We start from the raw sequence: 23,771 nt of genomic DNA, 5'->3' as shown, positions 1-23,771 counted from the left end.
CACATCAAAGCTTATTATTTGAGGTTTAATATTCTCATTGGTTGGCAATTATAAATTTATTCTCTTTTCTTTTGAATGGAGACATGGCAAAATAGAATATATATAGATGAATATTTCGACAATTATTAAATCTATTCGAGACATCATGAGGAAAGATTCCGGTGTAGATGGTGATGCACAGAGAATCTCTCAAATGGTTTGGATGCTGTTTCTAAAAATATTTTCTGATAAAGAAGGAGAATGGAAAAATCGAATATCTAATTACAAATCACCTATCCCTCATCATCTCAAATGGGAAAATTGGGCTGTTAATAACACCAAGCTCACAGGAGAAGCTCTAATTGATTTTATCAATCAAGAGCTTTTTGCCACTTTAAAGCACCTTGATGAAAAAGAAAATGAGTATGCACATGTTGTAAAAGCTGTTTTTGAGGACACTTATAATTACATGAAAAATGGAACCTTATTTAGACAGGTAGTTATTGAAATTGATAAAATAAACTTTAGCAGCTCTAGAGAGATTCACGTTTTCAATGAGATATATGAGACGATTCTAAAAGAACTTCAAAGTGCTGGTTCTTCTGGAGAATACTACACTCCCAGAGCGGTAACCCAATTTATGGTTGAAATGACAGAGCCATCTAAAGGTCAAAAGATACTAGATCCAGCATGTGGTACTGGAGGCTTTTTAACTTGTAGTATTGATTATATTCAAGCTATGGATTCAACCGCCGATATAGAATTATTAGAAGACACTGTTCTAGGCATAGAAAAAAAACCGCTTCCGCATTTACTATGCACGACCAACTTAATGTTGCAAGGCTTCGCTTCGCCAAAAATACATCGTGATAACTTGTTGAGTAAACCTTATAGTACTTGGTTAGAGGACGACCAAGTTGATGTAATTTTTAGCAATCCGCCGTTTGGCGGCCTTGAGGAAGATGGTACAGAAGACAATTTCCCTATTAACTTTCGGACAAAAGAAACGTCGGATTTGTTTGTAGCTTTAATTATCAAACTATTGAAAAAGAATGGTAAAGCTGCTATAATTTTACCTGATGGCTTTTTGTTTGGCGAAGGCGTTAGAACAAGAATCAAGCAAGAGCTTTTAGATCAATGCAATTTGCACACTATCGTTCGTTTGCCAAATGGCGTGTTTAGTCCCTATACAAATATCAAAACTAACCTCTTATTCTTTGAAAAAGGCAAGCCGACCCAATACATTTGGTATTTCGAACATCCGCTACCCCCAAATCAGAAGTCATATAATAGATCCAGACCAATCACTCTGAAAGAGTTTGAAATTGAAAAAACCTGGTGGAACAAAAGACAAGAAAATGATTACTCTTGGAAAGTTTCTATTAACGATATAAAAAAACGCAACTACAACTTAGATATATCAAGCCCTTATTTTGGAGAACAGGAAGAAAAATTAAACAGTGATGAAATTGTTTTGCGCCTTGAGCGGTCAATGCAACGCAGCCAAGAATTATTGTCTTTCTTAAAAATAAAATTTTAATGGATAAATGGAAACTTTTTCGCCTTGGTGATATCCTTACCGAATCAAAAATTGAATCTGTGAGTCCGAATATTGCGAAAAGAATTAGAGTAAAATTAAATGTAGGCGGAGTTGAAAAACGGCCTGATATCATCGATAAGCAAGGCGCTACAAAATATTATATTAGAAGAGCGGGGCAGTTTATTTACGGAAAACAAAATCTTGAGAAAGGGGCCTTTGGCATTGTGCCAGACCTGCTAGATGGTTATGAATCAAGTTCTGACATTCCTGCATTTGACATAGACAAAGTTTGTTATCCAGAGTGGATATATTATTTTTTTAAGCAAGATCAGTTTTATTTGAAGCTTAAAACGTTTTCAAAGGGTGTTGGCTCAAAAAGAATTCATTTTAATCAATTAATAAATTTAATAATTCCTATACCACCAAAACCTAAGCAAAGGGAAATTATAGATTACATTCAAGACTTAGAGGCTAAATCTGCAAAAGCTATCAATGAATCCAATTATCAATCCGCTTTAATTGAGAAACTTTCAAAAAACATAGTGGATGATGCTATTGTAGGCAACTCTACGAAAAGCTGGCGTAATTCCAATTTAGAAGCTAGTAGTGCCACCGAATTGGTTAGAGAAAGTTTACATATTAGAGCTAAGCTATTAAAATCGAAGAAGATAAATCGAGAGTTGCTCCTACCGTCAATCACTAAAGATGACAATACTTATAAATTACCCAAAAATTGGACGTGGTGCCGATTAGAGGCAATAATGCACATTGCGGGTGGAGTAACCAAAGGAAAAATTTATAACGAGCCTCTTATAAATACCCCCTATTTAAGGGTCGCTAATGTACAACGGAATTTTCTTGATTTGACTAACGTTAAAGAAATAGCGGTCCCGAAATCTGACTTGAATAAATACCAATTAAAATTCGGTGACCTATTAATGGCTGAGGGTGGTGATGCTGATAAAGTAGGAAGGGCAGCTTTATGGAAATGTGAAATTCCAGAATGTATTCATCAAAATCATATTTTCAGGGCAAGAAAATTCATTAACAAAATTTCAGAAGAATATATTTTGATTTTTATAAATTCTTCGTTTAATAATGGCTTCTATGAAAGATCTGCAAAACAGACAACAAATTTAGCTTCAATTAACAAGACTGTTGTTAGAAGCACCCCAATTGCTTTACCACCATATGAAGAGCAGCTGAAAATAGTTAATATAGTAAATAATGCTATGGAAACGATCAATGCCTTAAAACATCAAATAGAACAAATTAAAATCGATTCTACCCTGTTATTACAATTACGACTAAGCGAGATATTTGGGGACTATGAAGGCAAACTAGACGTAAGGATAAATAAACTTAGTGATTTAGCCCCTTCAATAGCCAATAAAATTAAAGTAAATATACCAAAATTTAATATTGACAACCTAACTATGGAATTATTAGATATATTAAAAATTCACGGCAAAACGGCTGCAGGTGACTTATGGAAAATGTCGATTTATAAAGAAGATGTTGATGAGTTTTATGCAGCTTTAAAAAAGTGCATTGAAAGCGACAAAACCGTAAAAGAGGTTGATGGAGAAAAAGGATATCTCGAATTAGCATGAGAATAGATAAAGTCTACATAAAAGAATTTAAAAATCTCACTGATTTTAAAATTGATATTGACAAGAGAGAGAAACATACAGTCTTATTAGGACAAAATGCTGCTGGTAAATCAAATTTTCTCGAGGCCCTTGTTATTATATTTCGTGATCTCGATCTAAAAGAGGAGTCACCGTTTAACTATGAGATAGAATATCAGTGCAAGGATAACCTATTAAAAGTTGTGGGTGGGCCAGGAACGAAGGGTAAATTTCAATTCTATCATGGCGTACAAAAAAGCCTTGCAGAAATTGCGTATGATAAAAAGCCCATTTCGAAAAAAAAAATTGAGCAAAACCGAGACGAATACTTACCTAAATATGTATTTTCATATTATTCAGGTATCAGTAATAGACTTTTAGAGCACTTTGATAGACATCAAAATAAATTTTATAAGGATCTTCTTGACGGAATTGATGAACCTTTTCGGCCTCTCTTTTACGCCAGGCACATACATAGTTATTTTGTATTATTAGCTTTTTATGGTTTCAACGACAATAAAATTAATACGTTCTTAAAAGAATATTTAAATATCGTTGGGCTTGAATCCGTGTTATTTGTTATGAAAAAGCCGAATTGGAGAGGAAATAAAAAAGAAGGAGATTCTCGTTTTTGGTATGCTAAAGGGGTTGTCAAAGATTTCTTAACTGAACTTTGGGATGCTTCTATCGGGCCCATTTATCATAAAGAAAAGATCAGAGAAGACTTTAATAAACATCCTGAACAGGAAGAATTATACCTATATATTTCAAATCAAGAAAAACTTGAAAAAATCGCCAAAAAATACCGACGTAATACAGAGTTTTTCAAGAAATTGGAAAGCACTTACATGTCTGATTTAATACAAGAGGTGAGGGTGAAGGTTAAAAAGCAACATGTCGATGGTAATATCACTTTTAAAGAACTCTCTGAAGGAGAACAACAACTACTTACTGTTATCGGATTACTACGCTTTACAAAGGCAGAAGAATCACTTATCCTATTAGATGAGCCGGACACCCATTTAAATCCATTGTGGAAATGGAAATATATGAATTTACTCCATGACTACACCGATAAAGATGAGTCAAGTCAAATTATAATGACGACACATGATCCATTAGTAATTGGTGGACTATCCAAAGAAGAGATTAGAGTATTTTACAGCAAAAGTGAAATATCAGAAGATGGAAAAGAAAAGCAAACGATTAAAACAATGGAGCCTTATTTTGACCCTAAGGGTCTGGGTGTTGCCGGAATTTTAACTTCAGAATTTTTTAATTTACCAACTTCTATGGATGAAGAATCTTTCAAAGATCTTACCCGCAAAAGAGAACTCGAAGTACTAAATAGGGATAGCGAACTGTCTCCTGAAACTGAGGCCGAGCTTCAAGTGCTAACCAATAAATTATCTCGTATTGGATTTGATAAAACACAACGCGATCCGTTATATGATAAATTCATTCACGCTGTATATCAAAATCCAGACTTAAAAAGGCCATCTAATAACTTGGAAGAACGTAAGATCCAAAATGATAAAATGGCGGTGTTGATTAAACAGCTTATGGACGAAGAAAAGAAGCCATGAGATATATCAATATGGACGAAATTGTTCTGCCTGACGGTTGGTTAAATAAGGCTGCAAAACTTAACCAAATGCTTTTAAATGCTGCGGATGATAAAGAAAGACAAACGATTATTGAAAAAAATCAAATTTGGAAACAATTATTTGTTCCTTTAAGTGAATTATCAAAGGGTAAATGTTGGTACTCGGAAGCATTGGACGTTATGTCTGACAGAGATATTGATCACTTTAGACCGAAAGGAATTGCTAAAAATATCAAAGGGATAAAAAGAGCAGATGAAGACGGATACTGGTGGCTGGCATATGATTATGAAAATTACAGATTTAGCAGTCAATATTCTAACGAACCAAGAAGAGATAAATTTGACAGTGCAAAAGTCGCAGGTGGAAAGTGGGTTTACTTCCCATTATTTGAAGGAAGTTTTGTAGCTAAAAACAAACCAAGATGTAAAGATGAAGAAATTATGCTGTTAGACCCTTGCGACGCGGATGATCCGAATCTCCTTACATTTGATTCAAAGGGAAAAGCAATCGCTAACGCTCCAGCGATTTTAGACGTGCGGGATAAAATTAGGGTTGAAACTTCAATTAAACTTTATCATTTAGACCATACCCCGCTTGAAGAATTAAGAGAAAGGGTATGGGATTTCTGTCAACGCATGGTAGACGAAATTAGGACGATATCTAATGACCCAGAGGGAATATCCAATTTTGGTCGATATAGAGTTAAATTCCTAAAAGATGAAATTAGAAGGCTTACAAAAAGGGATGTACAATTATCAGCAGTTGCTATTGCCTGCTGTGAGGAAAACGGGTTGGCTTTTATTAGCGAAAGAAGATAAAATCGGCAAACATAAGCCCTCATATATACGCTGCATTTCGTTTATTGAGTATGCTCTAATTAACTAATATCTCAAATATTCACGCTCAAATGGAATCTCATCGAAAAGCTTAGCAATGTTAAACAATCTAAGGAAAGCAAAACTCGTAGCTTAAATTATTAAAGCGAAATTGAGCTCTCTATAATATCTTAAACAATTCGCGTTAAGGATTGCAGTGAAAAGCCCACAGCGCAGCGAGGACTTATAACGGAAAGCCTGGCCGAAGGAAACGCCAATTAAGAATCAAAAAATCGTCTTATATCTACGTCTAATCCTTTGGCAAGCTCGATTAAAGTTGTTATATAATAATTAGCAGAGCCGTTCTCAATCTTACTTATTTTGCCCCTATCAACATCACATCGAGCAGCTACATCTTCTTGACTTAGACCTTTTTCGATTCGTATATCAAAAATTGCCGTTCCTATCTGTTTTAAAAGTATTTCTTCCTGCTCTTTCATAAAAGTAGGAAATTCAGCTTTAATTTTTAGAAAAATTGTGGCAGTTCTACCACAATTATGAAATTATTATTATATTTACGATACTTAATAGTAAGTAAGCTACTTTTGTAGTGTTAAAAATATTAGTGCATTAACTTTTATCTCGTAACTGAAACCTAGGAAATTTCAAAAGACCACGAGATGATAAGTGAGATGCCCATGCCAAAGGCGTGGGCTCACTTATTCGTGGTCAAGGTTCTCCTAGGTACCTAGTTACGTTTAAGATGGGTTCCACGCCTTTGTTATTTTTGGCTGCCCATCTTTTATAACATAGGTATGGCCAAAGTCAAAACATTAAATTCCGTTCACCTCATTTCCCCGGAGCAAGCGCTGGAGCAGATCTTCGGCACGATAGCTTCTGCGGAAGTCAAAGCGGAATTGCAAAAATGGTACGCCTTTGGCCTTACCGGAGACGGCCGCGAACTCCATAAGCTCCCACCTGAGCAGCTTGGCCTATTCATTCACAAACTTCAGGATCTTTCCCTCGCGCTATACGCCCAACAACAAGAAGTTCAGAAAGGAGGCGACCATGAGCAATAACAAGCCAAACATGTGGCTGCTGGTCATCTGCCCGCCGGATTAAATAAGGGACCGCGGCAACCGTCATCAGTTAATAGTTAGTTTTCCGGTTGCCGTTCTCTTCTTGAACCCCATTCATTAACTTCTAATCAAACACTCATGAAAAAATTGATACAGACACGTATCCTGGCTATGCTTTGCCTTTTTTTTCGCCGAAAGTTTTGCGCTGACAACTATGCCGGGAGGCGCATCAAAGTATTACAGCGGGAGAAACGACAAGCGATGCAGGGAATGTCCCGGTTCTTTAAGCGTTACCCTCCGGAAACAGTAAGGTACTTTACGATGCTGATCTTCCAATGTTGGGCGGTTAACGACTGCAAATGGAAAGCTGATATAACGGATAATGATTTCGCTGAATTCCTGGATCAGCTGAATGATTTCATCGCCTCGGCTTACCGATCGCAAGCCCTGTCCATTACGCCGGGCACATAAGATCGATTGATACCATGACATGAATGCCGGCTGTTGCCAAGCAGTTCACCGCATTCATTTATTCAAAAAAATATGAAAAAAAACACTTTACTAAGTGTAATGGCTGTGCTTTGCCTGAACTTTCCGTGTATTGCTCAAAGTAAAGCCCCCATCACCCCCCTGAAAATAGGGGATCAATTCCCTGATATCACGATCAGCAACATGCTGAACTACAAAGCTGGCAATCTGTCTACCGCCAGCCTTAAAGGCAAGGTGATCATTCTTGACTTCTGGGCAACCTGGTGCTCTGCCTGCCTGATCAACTTCCCCAGGATCGAAGCGCTGGAGCAAAAGTTTGGTGACCGCGTATTCGCACTTGGTGTGGCCTACGAACCAGTGCCCAAGATCCGTCAGTTTTTCACTTCCGCCAACGGGAAACGATACCATATCAAGACAGCGGTAGCTGACACACTGCTGTCCAGATTATTCCCGCATACCGGCTTGCCGCATTACGTGATGATCGACGGTGCCGGCAAAGTTGTTGCGATCACCGGTGCAGAAGAGGTGAATGAAGCCAATATTCAGAAAGCCCTGTCCGGTCAAAACGTACAGGTACAGACCAAAAAGGACCTGGACGCCACCAGGCCGCTATTCCTGGATGAAGCGTACCCACCGGGAAACGAGATCGTCAAGTATTCCATTCTGAGCAAGGGGCACTACAGCGGCCTTGGCACCGGCAACCATCCCAGAACAAAGGGCGGTAAGAACATCGGGATCGCGGTGACGAACAGCAACCTGCTTTGGCTTTATGAAACGGCAGCGATCAAATTGTTTAATAAACAGCAGCAGCAGTTCAGCGAAAAGCGAATGATACTTGACGTTCAGGACCCGGCGAAGATCACCTTAAATCTTTCCAAGGCCCGTGACGGCAGTTACGATCAGGACAATCTCTACAATTACGACCTGATCCTTCCGCAGGAACAGGCGGACCGGTTATATGAAACCATGCTCAGCGAACTCAACGCCCTGACGGCCTATACCGGGGTGGTCGAAAAGCAGGAAGTGCCGTGTTATGTTCTTCAGCGTACCGACAGCACAGACCGGCTCCGGTCAAAAGGCGGCATATCTAAAAACACGCTGTTCCGGTCTGCCCCGTATCAGATCAGCAACCGCCCGTTGAAACAGCTGGTGATCCGATTAGGCGACCTGGAAAGTATCGACCGTCCCGTCGTGGACGAGACCGGATACACCGGTATGGTTGACCTGACACTGACCGGTTCGACCGATATCAGGGAGATCCGGAACGCACTGCGTCCTTATGGCCTCGACCTCCGTGAAGCCAAAAGATCGTTGCTGATGCTCATCGTCACTGACAAAAAAAGTTCAACTCATGACCTAAAACCTTAATTCCAGATGAAATCAAAGATAATATTATTTCTTTCCCTTTTTTTAAGCATTACGGCAAATGCCCAACAGGTAATCACCGGCCAGGTCCTGAGCGCGGACGATAAGCGGCCACTGGTGGGGGCCACGGTCCAGCTCAATCAAAGCAGTAACGTGGTGATCACGGACGCGAAAGGAAACTTTCACCTGCCTGCGTTGAAAAACGGCGACGTATTATATATTACATTCACCGGATACGAAAAAAGGGAGGTCAGGCTTGACTTCCCGGTCAGTATCCCACTGACCCTCAGTATGACACGCAGTAACCGCCAGCTCCAGGAGGTGACCATATCGACCGGCTACCAGAATGTGCCGCGGGAAAGGGCCACAGGTTCCTTCAGCAGCATCGACAGCAAAACGTTCAACCAGCAGGTATCGCCTAATATCCTTTCCCGCCTTCCGGCGATCGCGAACGGCCTGACCGTTGACCGCGGCACCAACGCAGCAGGACAGCTAACGATACGCGGTCTGAGTTCGATTCGAGGGCCGAAAGACCCGCTGATCGTGGTAGATAATTTCCCCTACGACGGCAATATCAATAACATCAATCCCAACGAAGTAGAGAATATTACCATCCTTAAGGATGCAGCGGCGGCTTCGATCTGGGGCGCCAGGGCCGGCAATGGCGTGATCGTGATCACCACTAAAAAAGGGCGGCAGAACCAACCGCTGACCATTGACTGGAATGCCAATGTGAGCATTGGTGATAAGCCGGACCTCGGCCAGCTTCGCCAGATGTCCAGCAGTGACTTTATCGATGCGGAAAGGTTCCTGTTCGGTCAGAACTATTACCGGACCCAGATCAACTCTTCAAGCCGGCCTGCACTGTCGCCCGTTGTAGAACTGCTGAACCAGCAGGCGACCGGAGCGATCAGCGCGGCAGAAGCTAACCGGCAGATCGACCAATTACGGTCTTTGGATATCCGCGATGATTTTGACCGTTACCTGTACAGGCGTGCGGTCAGCCAGCAATACGCACTCAGCCTGCGTGGTGGTACCGACAAGGTGACCTGGACGGCATTCGCAGGGTATGACCGCAACGTCACCAACCTGGATGCGGTCAGCGACCGCAAGAACCTGCGCTTCAGCACCACATTCCGGCCTGTTGCCAAGCTTCAATTGCTGGCCGGTATCTATTATACAGACGGATCGAACCGTTCCGGACGCCCGGGCTATGGCGATGTCACCTCCAGGGGACCGGCGTTCTATCCATATGCCCAATTTGCAGATGCGAGTGGAAACGCGCTGCCTATTGTTAAAGATTACCGGGCCTCTTACCTGGCAACAGCGGGCAATGGCCGGCTCCTCGACTGGCGTTACTATCCGCTGGAAGATTATAAGCACGATTCTACGAAAGGACGCTTGCAGGATGTACTCGTCAATGCCGGTTTAACATATGATCTTCCTTTTGGCTTAAAAGCAGATGTCAAATATCAGTATGAACGGCAGCAAAATCCGTCCGACCATCTTTATGACGCCGAAAGTTTCTACAGCCGGAACCTCGTCAATCTCTATACGTCGATAGCAGCGAACGGCACACTAACCAACAACGTGCCGAAAGGCGGGATCATTGATTACGCGCGAGACGACCTGGAGGCCCATAATTTCCGTGGCCAGCTAAATTTCGACCGGCAGCTGGGGGTGCATGAGATCAGTGCCATCGCTGGAACGGAGATCAGGAACAGCCATACGACCGGGCAGGCCTTCCGGTTGTTCGGTTATGACCCCGGGAATCTCAGTTTCGGTAACGTTGACCTGACGCGCCAATATCCCACCTTTGTGACCGGGGCAGCGTCCTTTATCCCTTCAGCCAATGGCCTTTCCGAAAGAAACACCCGTTTTGTATCGTACTATGCGAATGGCGCTTATACCTACGACCGTAAATACGCACTTTCACTGAGTGCCAGGCGGGACGCTTCCAACCTGTTTGGGTTGAATACCAACGACCAGTGGAACCCCTTCTGGTCCACCGGGCTTAGCTGGGAGGCCAGCAGGGAAAACTTTTTTAAAGTGAAAGCCGTCAATTATCTCCGGCTGCGGGCGACCTACGGTCAAAGCGGCAATATCAATCCATCGATGGTTGCCGTAACTACGATCGCTTATTTGGGCCTGCCATCACCCTATACGAACCTGCCTTATTCCCGTTTCGACAATTATGCCAACCCGGAGCTGCGTTGGGAAACCTCTAAAATGCTGAATATCGCTGCAGACTTCAGGGCATTCGGGGACGCGCTGACCGGAAGTATTGAGTACTATCATAAAAAGGGGCAAAATCTCTTCGGGCTGGCGCCTATTGATTACACGACAGGGGTCGGCGCATCGATCGTCCGCAATGTAGCAGGAATGAGCGGCCACGGACTGGATATACAATTGAACAGCCGCAATCTTAACAGCGAGGTACGGTGGAATACGACCCTGAACTACAGCCGGTACAAAGACAAGGTTACTGATTATTACCTGGCAGACCAGCAGGCCAACCGTTTTGTGAGCACGGATGCTACCTCAAATATTACCGGCCTGACGGGTTACCCGGTGTATTCCGTTTTTGGGTACCGCACGGCCGGACTTGACCCGGGCACAGGTGCTCCCCGGGGGTATGTTGGAGGCGAGATCAGCCAAAACTATGCAGCGCTTACGGGACCTGATGTCCGGCTGGAAGACCTGCGCTATTTCGGCTCCGCCATCCCGACATCCTTCGGTTCATTGATCAATACCTTAGCAATTGGCGACCTGGAACTGAACTTTAGTATCAGTTATAAGTTCGGCTACTATTTTCACCGCTCTTCCATCAACTACAGCCAGCTCGGATCAAGCTGGGCCGGGCATAGCGATTATGCACAAAGGTGGCAGCAGCCCGGTGATGAAGCCAGAACGAGCGTCCCTTCTTTCAGCTACCCCTTGTCCTCCTCAAGAAGTAACTTTTATGCAGGTTCCGAAACGCTGGTCGAAAAGGCTGACCATGTGCGCCTGCAGTATGTGACTTTATCTTACACGCTTGAGCAATCCAAACACCGTTTCCTACCCGTCCGACGCTTACAGATTTATGGTAGCGCCAATAACCTGGGTATACTTTGGCGCGCCAACAAACAGGGGCTGGACCCGGATTTCAGCTATGGTACCGCCTTCCGGGTCGCTGACCCGCGCATTTATTCAATTGGACTTCGCACAACCTTATAGTTAATGATGATGAAAAAGTTTTTGACAAGCATGCTGTTCGTCAGCATTATTTTAAACACCGGCTGTAAAAAATTCCTGGAAGAAAAATCCAACCAACGGCTTATGATCCCGGAGAACCTGTCACAGCTGCAAACGATCCTGGATAATTTCAACACAATGAATAATAATTACAGTTCAGCGGCTGAGGTCAGTACAGATGATTTTTTCCTGACTAACAATGATTACCAGGCACTCGAATATGACCAGGACCGCGGGACCTACAGCTGGGCCAGTAACAACCTTTTCCTGCCGGGCGACCAAGGTAACGGCTGGTCCTGGACCTATAGCTCGGTTTACGCATCAAATTCCGTAATGGAAAGATTGGCGCTCATAGCGCGTACACCTGCCAATGCCGCCACCTGGGACAACATTAAAGCACAGGCGCTGATCTTTAAAGCAGCCCGGTTGCTTGACGCAGCCGGCACCTGGACCAATGCCTACGATCCCGCGACCGCTGCTAACGATCTGGGACTGCCACTGCCGGTTTCGACCAATTTTAACGAAAAGCAAACCCGGGCTACCCTGGAGGATACCTACCAAGCTGTTATCCGGTACTTGCGGGAAGGCATAGCCACTGCGGCAAACCAGCCGCTCAGCACCTTTCGGCCTGGAAAAGCTGCAGGTTATGGGTTGCTGGCGCGAACCTATCTGAACAAGGGGGAGTTTGCCCAGGCACGAATATATGCCGACAGCTGCCTTCGGCTACAGAACCAGCTGATCGATTACAATGCACTCGACCCCAGTGCAGAGTATCCCATCAGCGCCACTAATCCGGAAACTATATTTTCCACGATATTCAGCGTAACTGCTTCACTACTCTTCAATACACCGAAGATCAGTCCGACGCTGCTGAATTCTTACGAAGCAAATGACCTGAGAAGGACTTTGTTCTTCCGTGACAATGGAGACGGTACATTTTCTTTTAAGGGGAATTACACCGGGGAATTCAGTCTGTTATGCGGGGTGGCTACCGATGAAATGTACCTGATCCGGGCAGAAGCGGCGATCCGGGCAAATGATATACAGGAAGGATTAAATGACCTCAACACCCTGTTAGCTGCACGTTACCGGCGGGGTACTTTTACCAGCCTGGCTAACCTGACCCAACAGGCCGCGCTGGCAAGGGTATTGCTGGAAAGAAGGAAAGAACTTTTATTCCGCGGTCTGCGATGGACAGATATCAAACGGCTGAACAAGCTCGGTGCTAACATCACGCTGACCCGCAATATCAACGGCCAGCAATATACCTTGCCCCCGAATAGTCCACGGTTTGCCTTGCCCTTACCGGAAGACGTGATCAGCTTGTCGGGGATGACCCAGAACCCGCAATAAAAAAAGGCAGGTACGATAACGTACCTGCCTTTTGCACTTAGTCGAAAAGCAGATCAGGGCTTACGGTTAGGTGACATCGCGAGAATTTGAGCCCGTGTAAAACCGTCCAGGTAAGCATCGAGATCTTCCTGGGTGCTTACATCTTCCACCGTGATCTCGCATGGCCTGGTACCGGCTGCCGAACAAGAGCCGGCGTTGGAAAGGTCCCAGTTATTACCGTCTTTTATGGCTGCTTCTGTCGAAGCCGTGCCATTATAGAACCAATTGACAGGCGCATGTTTACCCTGTACCACAGGTGCTGGTTTAAATGCGAATGCGGCTGTTGCAGCGACGATCATGGCGATAAGCGCGATATTGATTTTTAACTTTTTCATAAGAACGGAGCTTTGTTGCATCAAAAAGCTGCCTAAAAACTTTAATTTAAAACAGATCATTTATTTGCCTACTCTATTGACGGGTTTTCGGCATGTCCTGGCCGTTGTCAGCTACATAGTAAGTGACATCGGCAGTTCCTGGATTCAGACTGTGCCAATCATCCTCCTTTCCCTGTTAACAAGATATATACCGAGGATACTTAACAGCAAAAAAAAGAGATTGAAGAAAAGATGGGTTTGCCAGCCCATGCTTTTGAGTACGCCACCGCAGGAACAAGGTACTCGGCCAAAGTATCCTACTAGCACCAGCATGATATAGCCTGTAAACGATGTCATCAGTGCCAGGGATAGCCAAAATCCAATCAGGCGCCACTTATAGGTAATGAGCAACAGGGCAACGATCAGTTCCGTTGTGGGCAGCGTCCAGGTCAAAAAATCTGCGGCCCAACCCGGAACGGCCTGGACACGCATCTGAACTTTGAATTCCTGAAAAGCGAACCACTTACTCAGCGCAGTATAGACAAACAGGGCCACGAGCAGCGCTGCGGCAATACCGGTTATGGGCCGGCTCTCTTTGGTGAGCTTAATGGGTAATTGCATGGCAGCGATGTATTGGGTACATCGAAGTACGGCACATTATTGACCAAAAAACAGTTAGTAATGGGTAGTATCAAATTGCCACTAAATAACCATCCGTACTACGCAAATCCGGCTTGCCGATCAGCTACTTTAAGCAGAACCCCTTGTTTTTATAAAATTAAGTGCACAAAAAACCAACAACCATTTACCCCCGGTTGGGATCATTTTCAGGGATTGGTCTCCAATTCCGTAACGATGATCTGACTGATCTCCTTTTTGATGCGGAGATAATTGGCCATTAGCGTATCCTCAGTTACCTGCCTGACGGATGGTATGGCTTCATACTTTTCCTCTTCCGATCTTATTGCCTGGTGATCGTTGATGATCGCGTTATGGAAAACCTTCAGATCTATCTTGTTATCCGGGTCATCGGCAACCGTTCCCACAAACTCGCCTGATGATAATCCGGCGATCTTTGAAGCCGGTACGGCGAAATCAAGCTGTGTGGATTTGTTCACCGACGTATCCTGGCTGTTGATCGTGATACTTTGCCGTTCCTGAACGATCTTGCCGATGCGTTCACTCAGTTGTTTAGCGGTATCCCCGGTCACCTGCCCGGAGATAATGTTGCCGACTATATTCATGATTACTTCGGCCTGTTCCCTGCCATAATCTTTCTTCAACTGGCTATAGTCCTGCACCGCCAGCGTCGTGGCGACCTTGTTGGAACGGGCTGTCGCGATCAGGCTGTCAATACCGTTAAAGTAGATGGTCGGAAATTCATCAAAGATCAGGCTGCATTTCTGCTGGTTCTTCCGGTTGACCAGTTTATTGATCCGGTTAACATAAAGAGAGAGTACCGCACCGAAGATCTGCGACTTTTGTGGATTGTTGGCCAAACAAACGATCTTGGGCGACTGGGGATTGTTGATATCCAGTGAAAAATCGCTGCCTGACAACACATAGTATAACGTGGGCGACACGAGCCTGGCCATGCTGATCTTAGCACTGGCGATCTGCCCCTCCAGTTGATCTGTCGCTTCATTCTCCCAGGCGGAGATGAACGGATTAATGAGGACTTCGATCTCCGGTTCCTTTTTTAACAGCGCAAATAAGAACTTATAATCCACCTGGGCGAGTTCAATAGTATGGGGCAACGTACAGTATCTGCCCCCTTCGTATTTCTTCAGGAACCAGATGAGTGCCGTCACAAAATTGATGGGTGATTCCACGAAAAAGTCCCCGGTTTTCTTGATCCACTCCCGGTTCAGGCCCAGCATGATAGTTCGGGCGGAATCCATGGCATCAGTAATATCCGTCATGGTCTCGGGCTCAAGCGGGTTATTGCGGTGCATCACTTTTTCCAGGTTGATGATGTATTGCCGGGGTTCGACCGGGTATAAGTGTTTATACCGGCGTAAGGCATTATAGACGATCCTGGAGAGGTCATCATACTTGAAATCATAAACCAGCATGGTGAAGCCCTTTTTGATGTGCTGCGTGATGAGGTGCCGGATCACAAAATAAGATTTACCTGCACCTGGTGTTCCCAGTACCAACGTGCCGCGGAACGGGTTGATGATATTGATCCAGCTTTTCCGGGTCTTGCCTTTAAAGTTATACGCTGCCGGGAGATTGATGGAATACTCGTTTTCCAGCAAACGCTCTTCCTGCGGAAAAGATTCATTGTATTTGTTAAACACATCGCCGGTCATGTTGAGCTTCAGCATCCGGAAAAGCAATGATCCGCACCGGATAATCATCATGTAGCCGATCGCGGTTAGTGCCATGTACAGGGCATAGGTTCCAACTGAGCGCTGGAGCGACGTAAGCAACAAATTGCTCCCGGCATAAAGAAACAAACCGGTAAGCCCAAAGTTGATCATCTCGCTCATTGTGATCTTCTCGTCTTTTCTACCCTTGCTTCCCAAAAGTGAGACCAGGAGGAGGGCAATAGCAGATCCCTTGGCATACAGCAAAGAATCGAAAATTTTAAATTGTGCGACAGGCCACAAGATCCTGTTCAAGACAGGATGTGTTAAACCCCAAACCTGGAATGCCTGATAGCAGCACAGATAGAAGTGTATGATCAAAACAGCAATGCTCAAGAACCTGGTAAAATCGATGATCTTCCTCAAGGCCTGTTCGTTTTCTCCTGTTTGCATGACTTGGATTTTTAAAAGTGGATACGTTTTTTCTTCTTACGCTTGTTCTTCAAAAGCTCACCAGGAATTTGATCCTCATATATGGGTTCGAGCAGTTCGGCCAGCAGTGAACTTCCCGGCAATTGATGTACAACTGAAACTATTGGCTGTTCGCGCCGGCTGTCGGGCTTCGATATCATATCACCTTCAGGTTTCCGGTATTGCAGTGCATCGATGACCGGGCCTGCGCTATACAATTTCCCCAGATCACTGCCATTAAAAATTGCCCGTTGGTCATGATCCAGGTAGGTCAGTCCATAAAGCCTGCCCTCGGGGTTCATCCGTTTGATCAGATCAACCCCGGCCTTGCTTAAGTTTACCTCCAACTCTGCCAGACCAGTGCTTTTGCGAACCGCCTTGTCAATCTTCTCGCAGAGTATCTCCCGGCAGGGCTTTCTCAATGATTTGTTCAGTTGAAATTGCTTTTCTAAAAACGGCAAGGTCGGCTTGCCATAGAGCTGGCTCGCTTTTAAAGGCACGCCCATTTTATCTCCATCGGCATTTGTGATCCAGTACCGGAGACCGTTCTTTCCATACATGACCGAGGTTGTGTTTCCACGGTCGGCAACCACGTTAAAACGGGAAAGAATCGCATTAAATTCAATCAGGCTGGTAAACCTATACGTCCGGGCTATCTCGTGAACCAGATCGCTAACCGCTTTCCTGGAATCAGTTTTTCCGTAGACGATAGCCTTCGGCCGGATCCGTTCAACCGCAAGCTGCCTGGGGTCCTGCGCTTTAACCAGCTGATACCTGACTTCGATCTCCTTCCTCGTCGGTTCTGATCGCAGCTTCCCCAGATTGTGAAGGCTGATGCGGTTTCCTTCGAAGTCGATGTTCGTGGATAGGATATGGATATGCGGATGACCGGCATCCAGATGCTGATAGACGAGATACGGCTGATCTTTGAAGCCGATCCCTTCCATGTAGTCCCTGGCGATGTCGCATAATAAAGTTGGATTAAGTTTCTCGGACACGTCAAAGTTCAGGGAAACATGCAGCGTATTTGTTCTCACGCGCTGGTTCCTGCCAGCCAGATCCGCAAGCCTGGATAGCTTCTCTGTAAAGGACAATTGCGGTGCGTCCTTCTGAAAACCCGGGGCATCCAGGAGGATGGCCAGTCCCTGACCGACTTTATGTTCGTTGTAGTAAAGTGCCCCGCTCAGGCTCTTTCCGGTTTTAATCTTTGCAACCATAGCTCGGCATATTGGTTCATCCGTTCCTTGATCTGCGTGATCGCGGGCTCCAGTTTTGTCCGGGTAAGGGTGATCAGTCCCATCCATAAACGGGTATCCGCGTTACCATGTGCACTGTTTATACTGCGCATCGCCTGGTTCAAGTTGTTGCCAATACTGTTCAGTTCCCGCCTGAGCTGCGTAAGCTCTTCGAGCACATCATCCATAGAGCGGTCCCGGTTAAGGACGGTAACAGGTTTGCCTAAAAGCATCGCCCGTCCGAACTCGCTCAGGGATTGAAAGCTTGATTTCGCAAACCGGCTTTCCATCTCCATATACTCGCTGGGTTTAAGCCGTACCTTCAGCCAGCGCGATCTGTTTTCCTGTGTCTTTCCCATGTTAAATTCTTTCTTTATCAAACCGACTTTGGAGCGTTTGATGCCAATCCCCGACGACCCCGGAGGAGCGGGCAAGATCCGTTTGTGGTACAAACGTACATCTTGCTAACTGCAAAAAGACAGCAGTTCAATCCCTTTTCAATGGCATGACGTCCGTTGCGAGTTGATTTATTCATTTCCATTTTCCTTTAAAAATTGCTGTAAGGCCTGTATGGTGATGTCCTTTTGAGAAATATCATTTTGAGCTCCGTAGGCCTTGATTTTTCTTTTAAGACCTTTCGGTATCCAGTTGTTAAAACGTGCTTCTTCCTCCTCCGCAGGTACAGCTAAAACCCTTACCGGCTGCACCTGCTGAATCGGCGTTTGCGGCGTTTCGTTTTTGATCTTACTGGCCAGGTTGCCCAGCTTCTTTTTATAATCATCCATGGCGGTTAAGCTTTATGTGCATTTCAATAATGCTACAATTGGAGCAATGAACATTTGCATATTTCTCTCATTGAATATTTGAACAGATCTACATTTGTAGCTTGCTACAAATGCCCATTTAAACAAACCTACATTTGTTCACTTGCAGGTTTATTCAAATGAACATTTGTCCAAATGTTCCTAACTACATTTATACACTGATCAGATCCACTATCTCCTCCGCCAGAAAAGTCACTTCCTCTATTGCTTTTTGATCTGTGCTTTTCAGTATGCCCGAGGTCATGGATGACCTTGCCAGGCTTACCCGGTCAAAAACGCGCGTCTTCAATAAGGGAGTACCCAACGTTTGAATTAATTCAACAACCTCGGCCGTAATTCCAGACCTTGGCTTTAACATATTAAGCACAATGCCTGCCTTCAAATTAAGATTTTTTGCCTGGGCAAATTTGATCAGGGCCAGTGTTGATTTAATAGCCATCACATCAAAGAAGCCAGCCTTAGTTGGCACGAGCACATAATCAGAATAGCCAAACAGCTCGTTCAAGCGATTGGATAAATATGGAGGGGTATCTACGATGATCAGATCATAGTCTAATGTGGGTATCTCGCTTATCTTTTCTGGGGCCAGGATATCCAATTCAGTAAAATCTTCTTTCAGATGATAGATGCTTCCCTGCAGATCGGAATCGATCAGAGCGACCCTTAATTGGTCTTTGAAGCAGAGTGCCAGGTTCAATGCCAGTGTGCTTTTGCCGACGCCGCCTTTTTGGTGTGCCAATGTGATGATCTTTGCCATGATGCTATTTATTAATTAATGAATTGACGATTGTTAACTACGTTGGGTTCGCCTTGATGGGATCAATTTCACGGTATTGGCGATTTCGGCCAGCGTGCTTTTCCGTCCAGCCCTGATCCAGTCAAGCAGTTCCGTTTTATTGAAATAAAGTCTCTTCCCTTGCTTGCTTACCGGTATCTCCCGGCGGCACACCTTTCCGTAAATAGTAGAAATAGATAAATTCAAAAATGCAGATGCCTGCTTAATTGAAAATAAGTTATCGGCCTCCGTTTCTCTTGAATGATCGTCACTAAGGATGCCCTCGATTTTCGATACCTTTTCTAAAAGTTCGCTTACCGCTTTAGGTAGCTGATCAAATGTTAATATTTCCATAACAGCTTTTTTTGTTCGTTATGGAAGCAAAATTATTTAGCATGAGCGTTAAATCACTCCGAGATTGTCCGAGTCGGACAGCAAGAAAATCAAAACAACGGCAATAATGGAATAAATTTAAGCTGGCAATCTTAATGGATAGGAGTTCGTGCAGAAATAAATAAATTCAGAACCGCTACGCAAATAGGCTGCGCAGAATAGTTTGTATTTTGTTTTCAGGTTATTCAACGAACCTCAAAACGACTATATTCCGTTAAGAAAATTAAATTTCCAATAACATGACAGGTCTTCAAGAAATGATTTTAATAGGTGAAATTATTCTACAAGCTAAAATTGCACGGAGAGCTGCTGAACGACTGCGGGCAACTCATGACAATTTTGATCAAGTAGAAACCTGGTGCTCTATTCAATCTATTCTTGTAGCAACAGGAAATGTATCGAAGATTCTCTGGCCAAGACAGAAATATAAAATACGCGGAGAAAAATTAAGGGAACTGCTGAAAGTTGAAAAGGACAATCCGCTTTCCAGCCGTAAATTTCGTAATAACTTTTTTGAGCATTATGATGAGCGCGTTGAGGAATATTTTCAAGGTAATTCGCAAGGGGTATACATTGATTTGGCAATGAATCCATCTTTTAGAAGCGGTATCTTTGGTGATCGTCCTTTAAATACCCATAGAGGTTATAATTCATTTAATAACACACTGGTATTTCGTGATGAAACACTGGACTTAGACGAAATACTGACGGCACTTGATAATATCCACAGTAATTGCCGATCATACAATTTTTAAATTTCGCCTATTCAACGAAAGATATCTTCTAAAATTAAAATTCTTGGAAAACGATCAAATGAAATTACTGGGGCTTTTTAAAACAAATGAATGCTTAAAAACAATATAGCGTCACCTAAGCAATTTTGACTGCGGTATGGAAGTACTGAAAAAGTATGCGAAAACTATGCAAAAAAAACCAATCGCCGGAGGGGGGAATAATTGATTTTGAGGCTCCCCAACCGGCCCAATTTCGAACTAGTTAACCAGGCAAATGCGTATTTAAGCGAATTAAAGCAATTTTAGAAGGCAGAGGCTGACATATTTTTCGAACCTGGTGGCCCCTCAAGATATAACATATATCGTATCGTACAACTATAATTCGTTAAAGCTATTTTAAAACTCTGAGAATATTTTACTGTGCAACTTGATACAGTATCATCAGGTAAAATAGTTTCCAGGCTGTCAAGTCCTGGAAACTATTTAATGAATGCATCAATAGAAGAGGGCAATTAGAGCCGACGATTAGACTCCATCTTCTCCCAAATGTGGCGGTATAAGTTTATACATGACTGGTGTAACTATCCTGGAAAGGATAGTAGAACTGATCAATCCGCCGATCAATACAATAGCTAACGGCGCGATCAGGGGGTTCGGGTTTAACGCAATAGGAAGCAAACCGCAGATCGCCGTGATAGAAGTAAGCACCACCGGCAGAAAGCGGGTTTCGCCTGCCATATGGATCGCCTCGTCTATGCTATGCCCTTCAGCACGCAACTGGTTGGTGAAATCCACTAGCAAAAGTGAATTTTTAACCTGTATGCCCGAGAGTCCGATGAAACCGATAATGGATACCAATGACATGGGATTGCCGGTAAAGAGCAGGAATACCACGCCGCCCAAGATCCCGAGGGGTATGATCGAAAGCACGATAATGATCCCTTTAAAGGTTTTGAATTGCAGCAGCAGGACACCAATGAAAAGAAAGGTGCTTAATATGATCACCGACAGGAAATTACCGCCAAGCGTATCTCCTTCTGATTCGGCTTCGCCGGAGAGCTTGTAATAATAGCCCTGCGGCATCTTCAATTTATTTAACTGCGGAACAACATCTTTGAGGATATCATTTGCCAATACATGCTCTTTCGTAAGCGAGGTGACCTTGGCAAACCGTGATTTGTTGAAGTGATTGATCGCAGTGGGTGAGGTTTCAAATGTGATCGTCGCGATCTGGTCTACCTGCACCGGGGTGCCCTGCACATTGTTGACATAAAGTTTTTTAAGTGCGTCCAGATTGGAGAATTTATCTCTGGGCATTGTGATCACCACGTTGCGTGAATCGCCCCGGTCATCAATATAGTCACCTACGGTTAACCCGGCAACAGCCATACGGATGACTTTGTCGACGTCACTGGTCAGGACACCCAGGGTTCGGGCTTTTTCTTTATCGATCTTTATTTTAACATCTGATTTGTATGTATTGAGTTCGTTGTTGACGAAAAAAGTACCCGGATGTTTCTTCAGAATCTCTTCTACTTTAAAGGTCAGGGACCGCAAGGTATCCTGGTTCTCCCCAAATAACCTGACAACGATATTGGCTTCAATTGGTGGGCCCTGTTCAAAATCCTTGATCTCTATCCTGGCGTAGGGAAAGTCATTGAACTTTTTGATCAGTCTTTTGATCAGTTCGGTTTTTTCGCTTGGGCTTGTCCCATCGTCCAGCTGCACGAACACCTGTGCAAAGTCGGGCTTGACGTCCTGCTGATGCACATTGTAATAGATCTGCGGGTTACCTTTACCAACGTTAGCGGTATAATACACGATCTCTTTGTGTTTTTTTAATTCTCCTTCTACCAGTTTGGTTGCCCGGTCACTTTCCGGAATATCCGCCTGTAAGGGCATTTTAATATTGATCAGGAACATCGGTTTTTCCGAGGTTGGAAAAAGCTTGAACCCGGTCAAGGTGAACAGGAAAAAGGCAAGCCCGCTCAGGGCTAAGGATATCCCGATAGTAACCTTCGGCCACTTTAATGCAACAGGCATTACGCGGCTGTAAGATCTGGTCAGAAACCGTTGTAGGTGTTTTAAAAAGAAGTTACCCTCGCCATGTTCATGGGTCTTTAACATCCGGCTGCCCAGGAAAGGTACAAGCGTTAAAGCAACGATCATGGATGCCAGAACGCTGGTCATGACGGCCATAGGCAGGCTGCGGACAAATTCACCGGCCACATCGGGTAAAAAGGCCAGGGGCAGGAATGCGATCACCAGCGTCGCAGTACAGCCGACAACGGCTGCGCCGATCTGTTTCGTTCCCTTAAAAATGGCGTTCATTCGCGAATGGCCTTCCCTGAGCCAGCGCTCAATATTCTCTACCACCACAATGCTGTCATCTACCAGCAAGCCTAAGGCCACCACCAGGCCGACAATACTTAACTGGTTTAAAGAATAACCCAACAGGTTCATAGCAATGAGCCCCAGGGCTAAAGATAGCGGGATAGAGATCATTACGATCAAAGATGCCCTGAACCCTAATGGCAGCAACGTGATCACGACCAGAACAATGGCCAAACCAAAATCAAAACCCAAATGCCCCAGGCGCTCGGATACCATATTGGCCTGATCGAAGTTTTTGACCATGTGGATATTCTCCGGCAGGGTTTTCCCGAATGCTTCCAGTACCAGTAAATATTCTTTCTGAACGCTGGTAATATTTACATTGTCTTTCATGGCTGCCGTAACCAGCACGCAACGGTGACCATTTATCCGTGTGATGTGGTTTACCGTAGCGTCCTTATAACTTACCGTGGCTACATCCTTCAAATAAATGATCTTGCCGTTGGCATTGTAGATCACCGTATTGGCTACATCATCGGTGTTCTTGAATTTACCGCTGGTTTTCACATTAAAAACCTTGCTGTCCAGGTTAATGCTGCCGCCTGGAATATCCGCAGCCTCACTTTGCAAACTACCCATGACCACATTAAGCGGTATTTTTAACTGTGCCAGTTTATCCAGTTGTATGTCGATGCGGATCTCCTGCTCGGGCATGCCGAAGTATTTCACCTCTTTGAGGTTGGTGATCTTCTCTAACTGTGTTTTTAAGATATCTGCTTCGTCCCGCAGCATTTTACCAGAAGCCTGGTCAGACAACAGGGCAACCTGCAGGATCTTTACATCCGCCGAGGATACCTTTTCCGTTTTGATCAGGTAAATATCTTTGGGAAGTTCGCTGTTTTTTAAAGCATTGATCTCGGTGGATATTTCCTGGTACTTATTGTCGACATCCACGCCATATTTGAACTTAGGTTGGATAACGGCTACGCCATCTTCGACGGTCGTCAGGATCTTTTCTATATTTTCCAGACCATAGATCTTATTCTCGATGGGTTTCACGACCTGTTCTTCCATATCCTTGGGACTGGTACCCGGGTAAATAACCGTAATGATATACTGCGGAGGATGCGTGGTAGGATCTTCCGAACGGGGCATGGTAAACAGTGTCAGCAAGCCGACAACGGCCACCATAAGGAATATGATCAGCGTGAACTGATAATTCTTAACGGCAAAATTGGTGATCTTCAT

Annotated in this window: 20 protein-coding genes; 10 read left to right on the top strand and 10 right to left on the bottom strand. The window is 44.3% G+C overall.

Annotated features, from left to right (window positions below; genetic code table 11):
* Window positions 1-106 precede the first annotated feature (106 nt).
* Genes QE417_RS16655 through QE417_RS16640 form a run of 4 tightly spaced genes read left to right on the top strand, consistent with a single transcriptional unit; the run spans window position 107 to window position 5,575 of the window.
* A complete protein-coding gene (locus QE417_RS16655) occupies window positions 107-1,519 on the top strand; it encodes a class I SAM-dependent DNA methyltransferase (RefSeq protein ID WP_311951598.1) in 1,413 nt (470 codons plus the stop codon).
* Entirely contained in the window at window positions 1,519-3,132 is a 1,614-nt protein-coding gene (locus QE417_RS16650) for a restriction endonuclease subunit S (protein ID WP_311951597.1), read from the top strand. Before QE417_RS16655 ends, QE417_RS16650 begins: the two co-directional genes overlap by 1 nt.
* Window positions 3,129-4,736, top strand: a complete 1,608-nt coding sequence (locus QE417_RS16645; RefSeq protein ID WP_311951596.1) for an AAA family ATPase — start codon at window positions 3,129-3,131, stop codon at window positions 4,734-4,736. The genes QE417_RS16650 and QE417_RS16645 overlap by 4 nt, the downstream gene beginning before the upstream one ends.
* An 11-nt stretch (window positions 4,737-4,747) precedes the next feature.
* Window positions 4,748-5,575 carry a hypothetical protein gene (locus tag QE417_RS16640; protein WP_311951595.1) on the top strand — a complete coding sequence of 276 codons (828 nt, stop codon included), beginning with the start codon at window positions 4,748-4,750 and terminating at the stop codon, window positions 5,573-5,575.
* A 275-nt stretch (window positions 5,576-5,850) separates the two neighbouring features.
* Here the strand turns inward: QE417_RS16640 and QE417_RS16635 are convergent, their stop codons facing one another.
* Window positions 5,851-6,072, bottom strand: coding sequence for a helix-turn-helix domain-containing protein (locus tag QE417_RS16635; RefSeq protein WP_311951594.1), 222 nt, complete (start codon window positions 6,070-6,072; stop codon window positions 5,851-5,853).
* Window positions 6,073-6,387: 315 nt separating this feature from the next.
* On the opposite strand from QE417_RS16635, the gene QE417_RS16630 reads away from it, so the two are divergent.
* From QE417_RS16630 to QE417_RS16610, 5 genes are all read left to right on the top strand, one after another.
* Window positions 6,388-6,651: a hypothetical protein gene (locus QE417_RS16630; RefSeq protein WP_311951593.1), complete on the top strand. Its 264-nt coding sequence runs from the start codon at window positions 6,388-6,390 to the stop codon at window positions 6,649-6,651.
* Window positions 6,652-6,789: 138 nt separating this feature from the next.
* Complete coding sequence (locus tag QE417_RS16625; protein WP_311951592.1) at window positions 6,790-7,122, top strand: hypothetical protein; 333 nt, start codon at window positions 6,790-6,792, stop codon at window positions 7,120-7,122.
* Window positions 7,123-7,194: 72 nt separating this feature from the next.
* On the top strand, window positions 7,195-8,508 hold the full coding sequence (locus QE417_RS16620; RefSeq protein WP_311951591.1) for a redoxin family protein: 1,314 nt from the start codon (window positions 7,195-7,197) through the stop codon (window positions 8,506-8,508).
* Window positions 8,509-8,514: 6 nt separating this feature from the next.
* Window positions 8,515-11,721, top strand: a complete 3,207-nt coding sequence (locus tag QE417_RS16615) for a SusC/RagA family TonB-linked outer membrane protein (protein ID WP_311951590.1) — start codon at window positions 8,515-8,517, stop codon at window positions 11,719-11,721.
* Between the two features lie 3 nt (window positions 11,722-11,724).
* Window positions 11,725-13,092: a RagB/SusD family nutrient uptake outer membrane protein gene (locus QE417_RS16610; protein ID WP_311951589.1), complete on the top strand. Its 1,368-nt coding sequence runs from the start codon at window positions 11,725-11,727 to the stop codon at window positions 13,090-13,092.
* A gap of 53 nt (window positions 13,093-13,145) precedes the next feature.
* Here the strand turns inward: QE417_RS16610 and QE417_RS16605 are convergent, their stop codons facing one another.
* From QE417_RS16605 to QE417_RS16570, 8 genes are all read right to left on the bottom strand, one after another.
* Window positions 13,146-13,526 carry a DUF6520 family protein gene (locus QE417_RS16605; RefSeq protein ID WP_311951588.1) on the bottom strand — a complete coding sequence of 127 codons (381 nt, stop codon included), beginning with the start codon at window positions 13,524-13,526 and terminating at the stop codon, window positions 13,146-13,148.
* A gap of 84 nt (window positions 13,527-13,610) precedes the next feature.
* Window positions 13,611-14,066, bottom strand: a complete 456-nt coding sequence (locus tag QE417_RS16600) for a MauE/DoxX family redox-associated membrane protein (protein ID WP_311951587.1) — start codon at window positions 14,064-14,066, stop codon at window positions 13,611-13,613.
* A 206-nt stretch (window positions 14,067-14,272) separates the two neighbouring features.
* On the bottom strand, window positions 14,273-16,210 hold the full coding sequence (mobC, locus tag QE417_RS16595) for a conjugal transfer protein MobC (RefSeq protein WP_311951586.1): 1,938 nt from the start codon (window positions 16,208-16,210) through the stop codon (window positions 14,273-14,275).
* A gap of 11 nt (window positions 16,211-16,221) precedes the next feature.
* Window positions 16,222-17,445: a relaxase/mobilization nuclease domain-containing protein gene (locus QE417_RS16590; RefSeq protein WP_311951585.1), complete on the bottom strand. Its 1,224-nt coding sequence runs from the start codon at window positions 17,443-17,445 to the stop codon at window positions 16,222-16,224.
* Window positions 17,412-17,822 carry a plasmid mobilization protein gene (locus QE417_RS16585; RefSeq protein ID WP_311951584.1) on the bottom strand — a complete coding sequence of 137 codons (411 nt, stop codon included), beginning with the start codon at window positions 17,820-17,822 and terminating at the stop codon, window positions 17,412-17,414. Before QE417_RS16585 ends, QE417_RS16590 begins: the two co-directional genes overlap by 34 nt.
* Window positions 17,823-17,990: 168 nt before the next feature.
* Window positions 17,991-18,248, bottom strand: coding sequence for a hypothetical protein (locus QE417_RS16580; RefSeq protein ID WP_311951583.1), 258 nt, complete (start codon window positions 18,246-18,248; stop codon window positions 17,991-17,993).
* A 190-nt stretch (window positions 18,249-18,438) separates the two neighbouring features.
* On the bottom strand, window positions 18,439-19,044 hold the full coding sequence (locus QE417_RS16575) for a ParA family protein (protein WP_311951582.1): 606 nt from the start codon (window positions 19,042-19,044) through the stop codon (window positions 18,439-18,441).
* Window positions 19,045-19,077: 33 nt separating this feature from the next.
* Window positions 19,078-19,416, bottom strand: coding sequence for a helix-turn-helix domain-containing protein (locus QE417_RS16570; protein ID WP_311951581.1), 339 nt, complete (start codon window positions 19,414-19,416; stop codon window positions 19,078-19,080).
* A 278-nt stretch (window positions 19,417-19,694) separates the two neighbouring features.
* Between QE417_RS16570 and QE417_RS16565 the strand changes: the two genes are divergently transcribed.
* The gene (locus tag QE417_RS16565; RefSeq protein ID WP_311951580.1) at window positions 19,695-20,210 is read left to right on the top strand and encodes a hypothetical protein; all 516 of its coding nucleotides are present in this window, start codon (window positions 19,695-19,697) and stop codon (window positions 20,208-20,210) included.
* A 504-nt stretch (window positions 20,211-20,714) separates the two neighbouring features.
* Here the strand turns inward: QE417_RS16565 and QE417_RS16560 are convergent.
* On the bottom strand, window positions 20,715-23,771 hold the full coding sequence (locus QE417_RS16560) for an efflux RND transporter permease subunit (RefSeq protein WP_311951579.1): 3,057 nt from the start codon (window positions 23,769-23,771) through the stop codon (window positions 20,715-20,717).

It is taken from the genome of Mucilaginibacter terrae (assembly GCF_031951985.1).
In the GTDB taxonomy this organism is placed as follows: domain Bacteria; phylum Bacteroidota; class Bacteroidia; order Sphingobacteriales; family Sphingobacteriaceae; genus Mucilaginibacter; species Mucilaginibacter terrae_A.
Note: the sequence above shows the minus strand (reverse complement) of the source record. Positions and strands in the feature narration are given on the sequence as shown.

Bases quoted from the DNA above. Each gene is read 5' to 3' on its own strand.
- QE417_RS16585 (WP_311951584.1), bottom strand. From the start codon at position 17,822: ATGGGAAAGACACAGGAAAACAGATCGCGCTGGCTGAAGGTACGGCTT.
- QE417_RS16575 (WP_311951582.1), bottom strand. From the start codon at position 19,044: ATGGCAAAGATCATCACATTGGCACACCAAAAAGGCGGCGTCGGCAAA.
- QE417_RS16620 (WP_311951591.1), top strand. From the start codon at position 7,195: ATGAAAAAAAACACTTTACTAAGTGTAATGGCTGTGCTTTGCCTGAAC.
- QE417_RS16605 (WP_311951588.1), bottom strand. From the start codon at position 13,526: ATGATCTGTTTTAAATTAAAGTTTTTAGGCAGCTTTTTGATGCAACAA.
- QE417_RS16635 (WP_311951594.1), bottom strand. From the start codon at position 6,072: ATGAAAGAGCAGGAAGAAATACTTTTAAAACAGATAGGAACGGCAATT.
- QE417_RS16630 (WP_311951593.1), top strand. From the start codon at position 6,388: ATGGCCAAAGTCAAAACATTAAATTCCGTTCACCTCATTTCCCCGGAG.
- QE417_RS16570 (WP_311951581.1), bottom strand. From the start codon at position 19,416: ATGGAAATATTAACATTTGATCAGCTACCTAAAGCGGTAAGCGAACTT.
- QE417_RS16640 (WP_311951595.1), top strand. From the start codon at position 4,748: ATGGACGAAATTGTTCTGCCTGACGGTTGGTTAAATAAGGCTGCAAAA.
- QE417_RS16650 (WP_311951597.1), top strand. From the start codon at position 1,519: ATGGATAAATGGAAACTTTTTCGCCTTGGTGATATCCTTACCGAATCA.
- QE417_RS16590 (WP_311951585.1), bottom strand. From the start codon at position 17,445: ATGGTTGCAAAGATTAAAACCGGAAAGAGCCTGAGCGGGGCACTTTAC.
- QE417_RS16600 (WP_311951587.1), bottom strand. From the start codon at position 14,066: ATGCAATTACCCATTAAGCTCACCAAAGAGAGCCGGCCCATAACCGGT.
- QE417_RS16610 (WP_311951589.1), top strand. From the start codon at position 11,725: ATGATGATGAAAAAGTTTTTGACAAGCATGCTGTTCGTCAGCATTATT.
- QE417_RS16645 (WP_311951596.1), top strand. From the start codon at position 3,129: ATGAGAATAGATAAAGTCTACATAAAAGAATTTAAAAATCTCACTGAT.
- QE417_RS16560 (WP_311951579.1), bottom strand. From the start codon at position 23,771: ATGAAGATCACCAATTTTGCCGTTAAGAATTATCAGTTCACGCTGATC.
- QE417_RS16615 (WP_311951590.1), top strand. From the start codon at position 8,515: ATGAAATCAAAGATAATATTATTTCTTTCCCTTTTTTTAAGCATTACG.
- mobC (WP_311951586.1), bottom strand. From the start codon at position 16,210: ATGCAAACAGGAGAAAACGAACAGGCCTTGAGGAAGATCATCGATTTT.
- QE417_RS16655 (WP_311951598.1), top strand. From the start codon at position 107: ATGAATATTTCGACAATTATTAAATCTATTCGAGACATCATGAGGAAA.
- QE417_RS16565 (WP_311951580.1), top strand. From the start codon at position 19,695: ATGACAGGTCTTCAAGAAATGATTTTAATAGGTGAAATTATTCTACAA.
- QE417_RS16625 (WP_311951592.1), top strand. From the start codon at position 6,790: ATGAAAAAATTGATACAGACACGTATCCTGGCTATGCTTTGCCTTTTT.
- QE417_RS16580 (WP_311951583.1), bottom strand. From the start codon at position 18,248: ATGGATGATTATAAAAAGAAGCTGGGCAACCTGGCCAGTAAGATCAAA.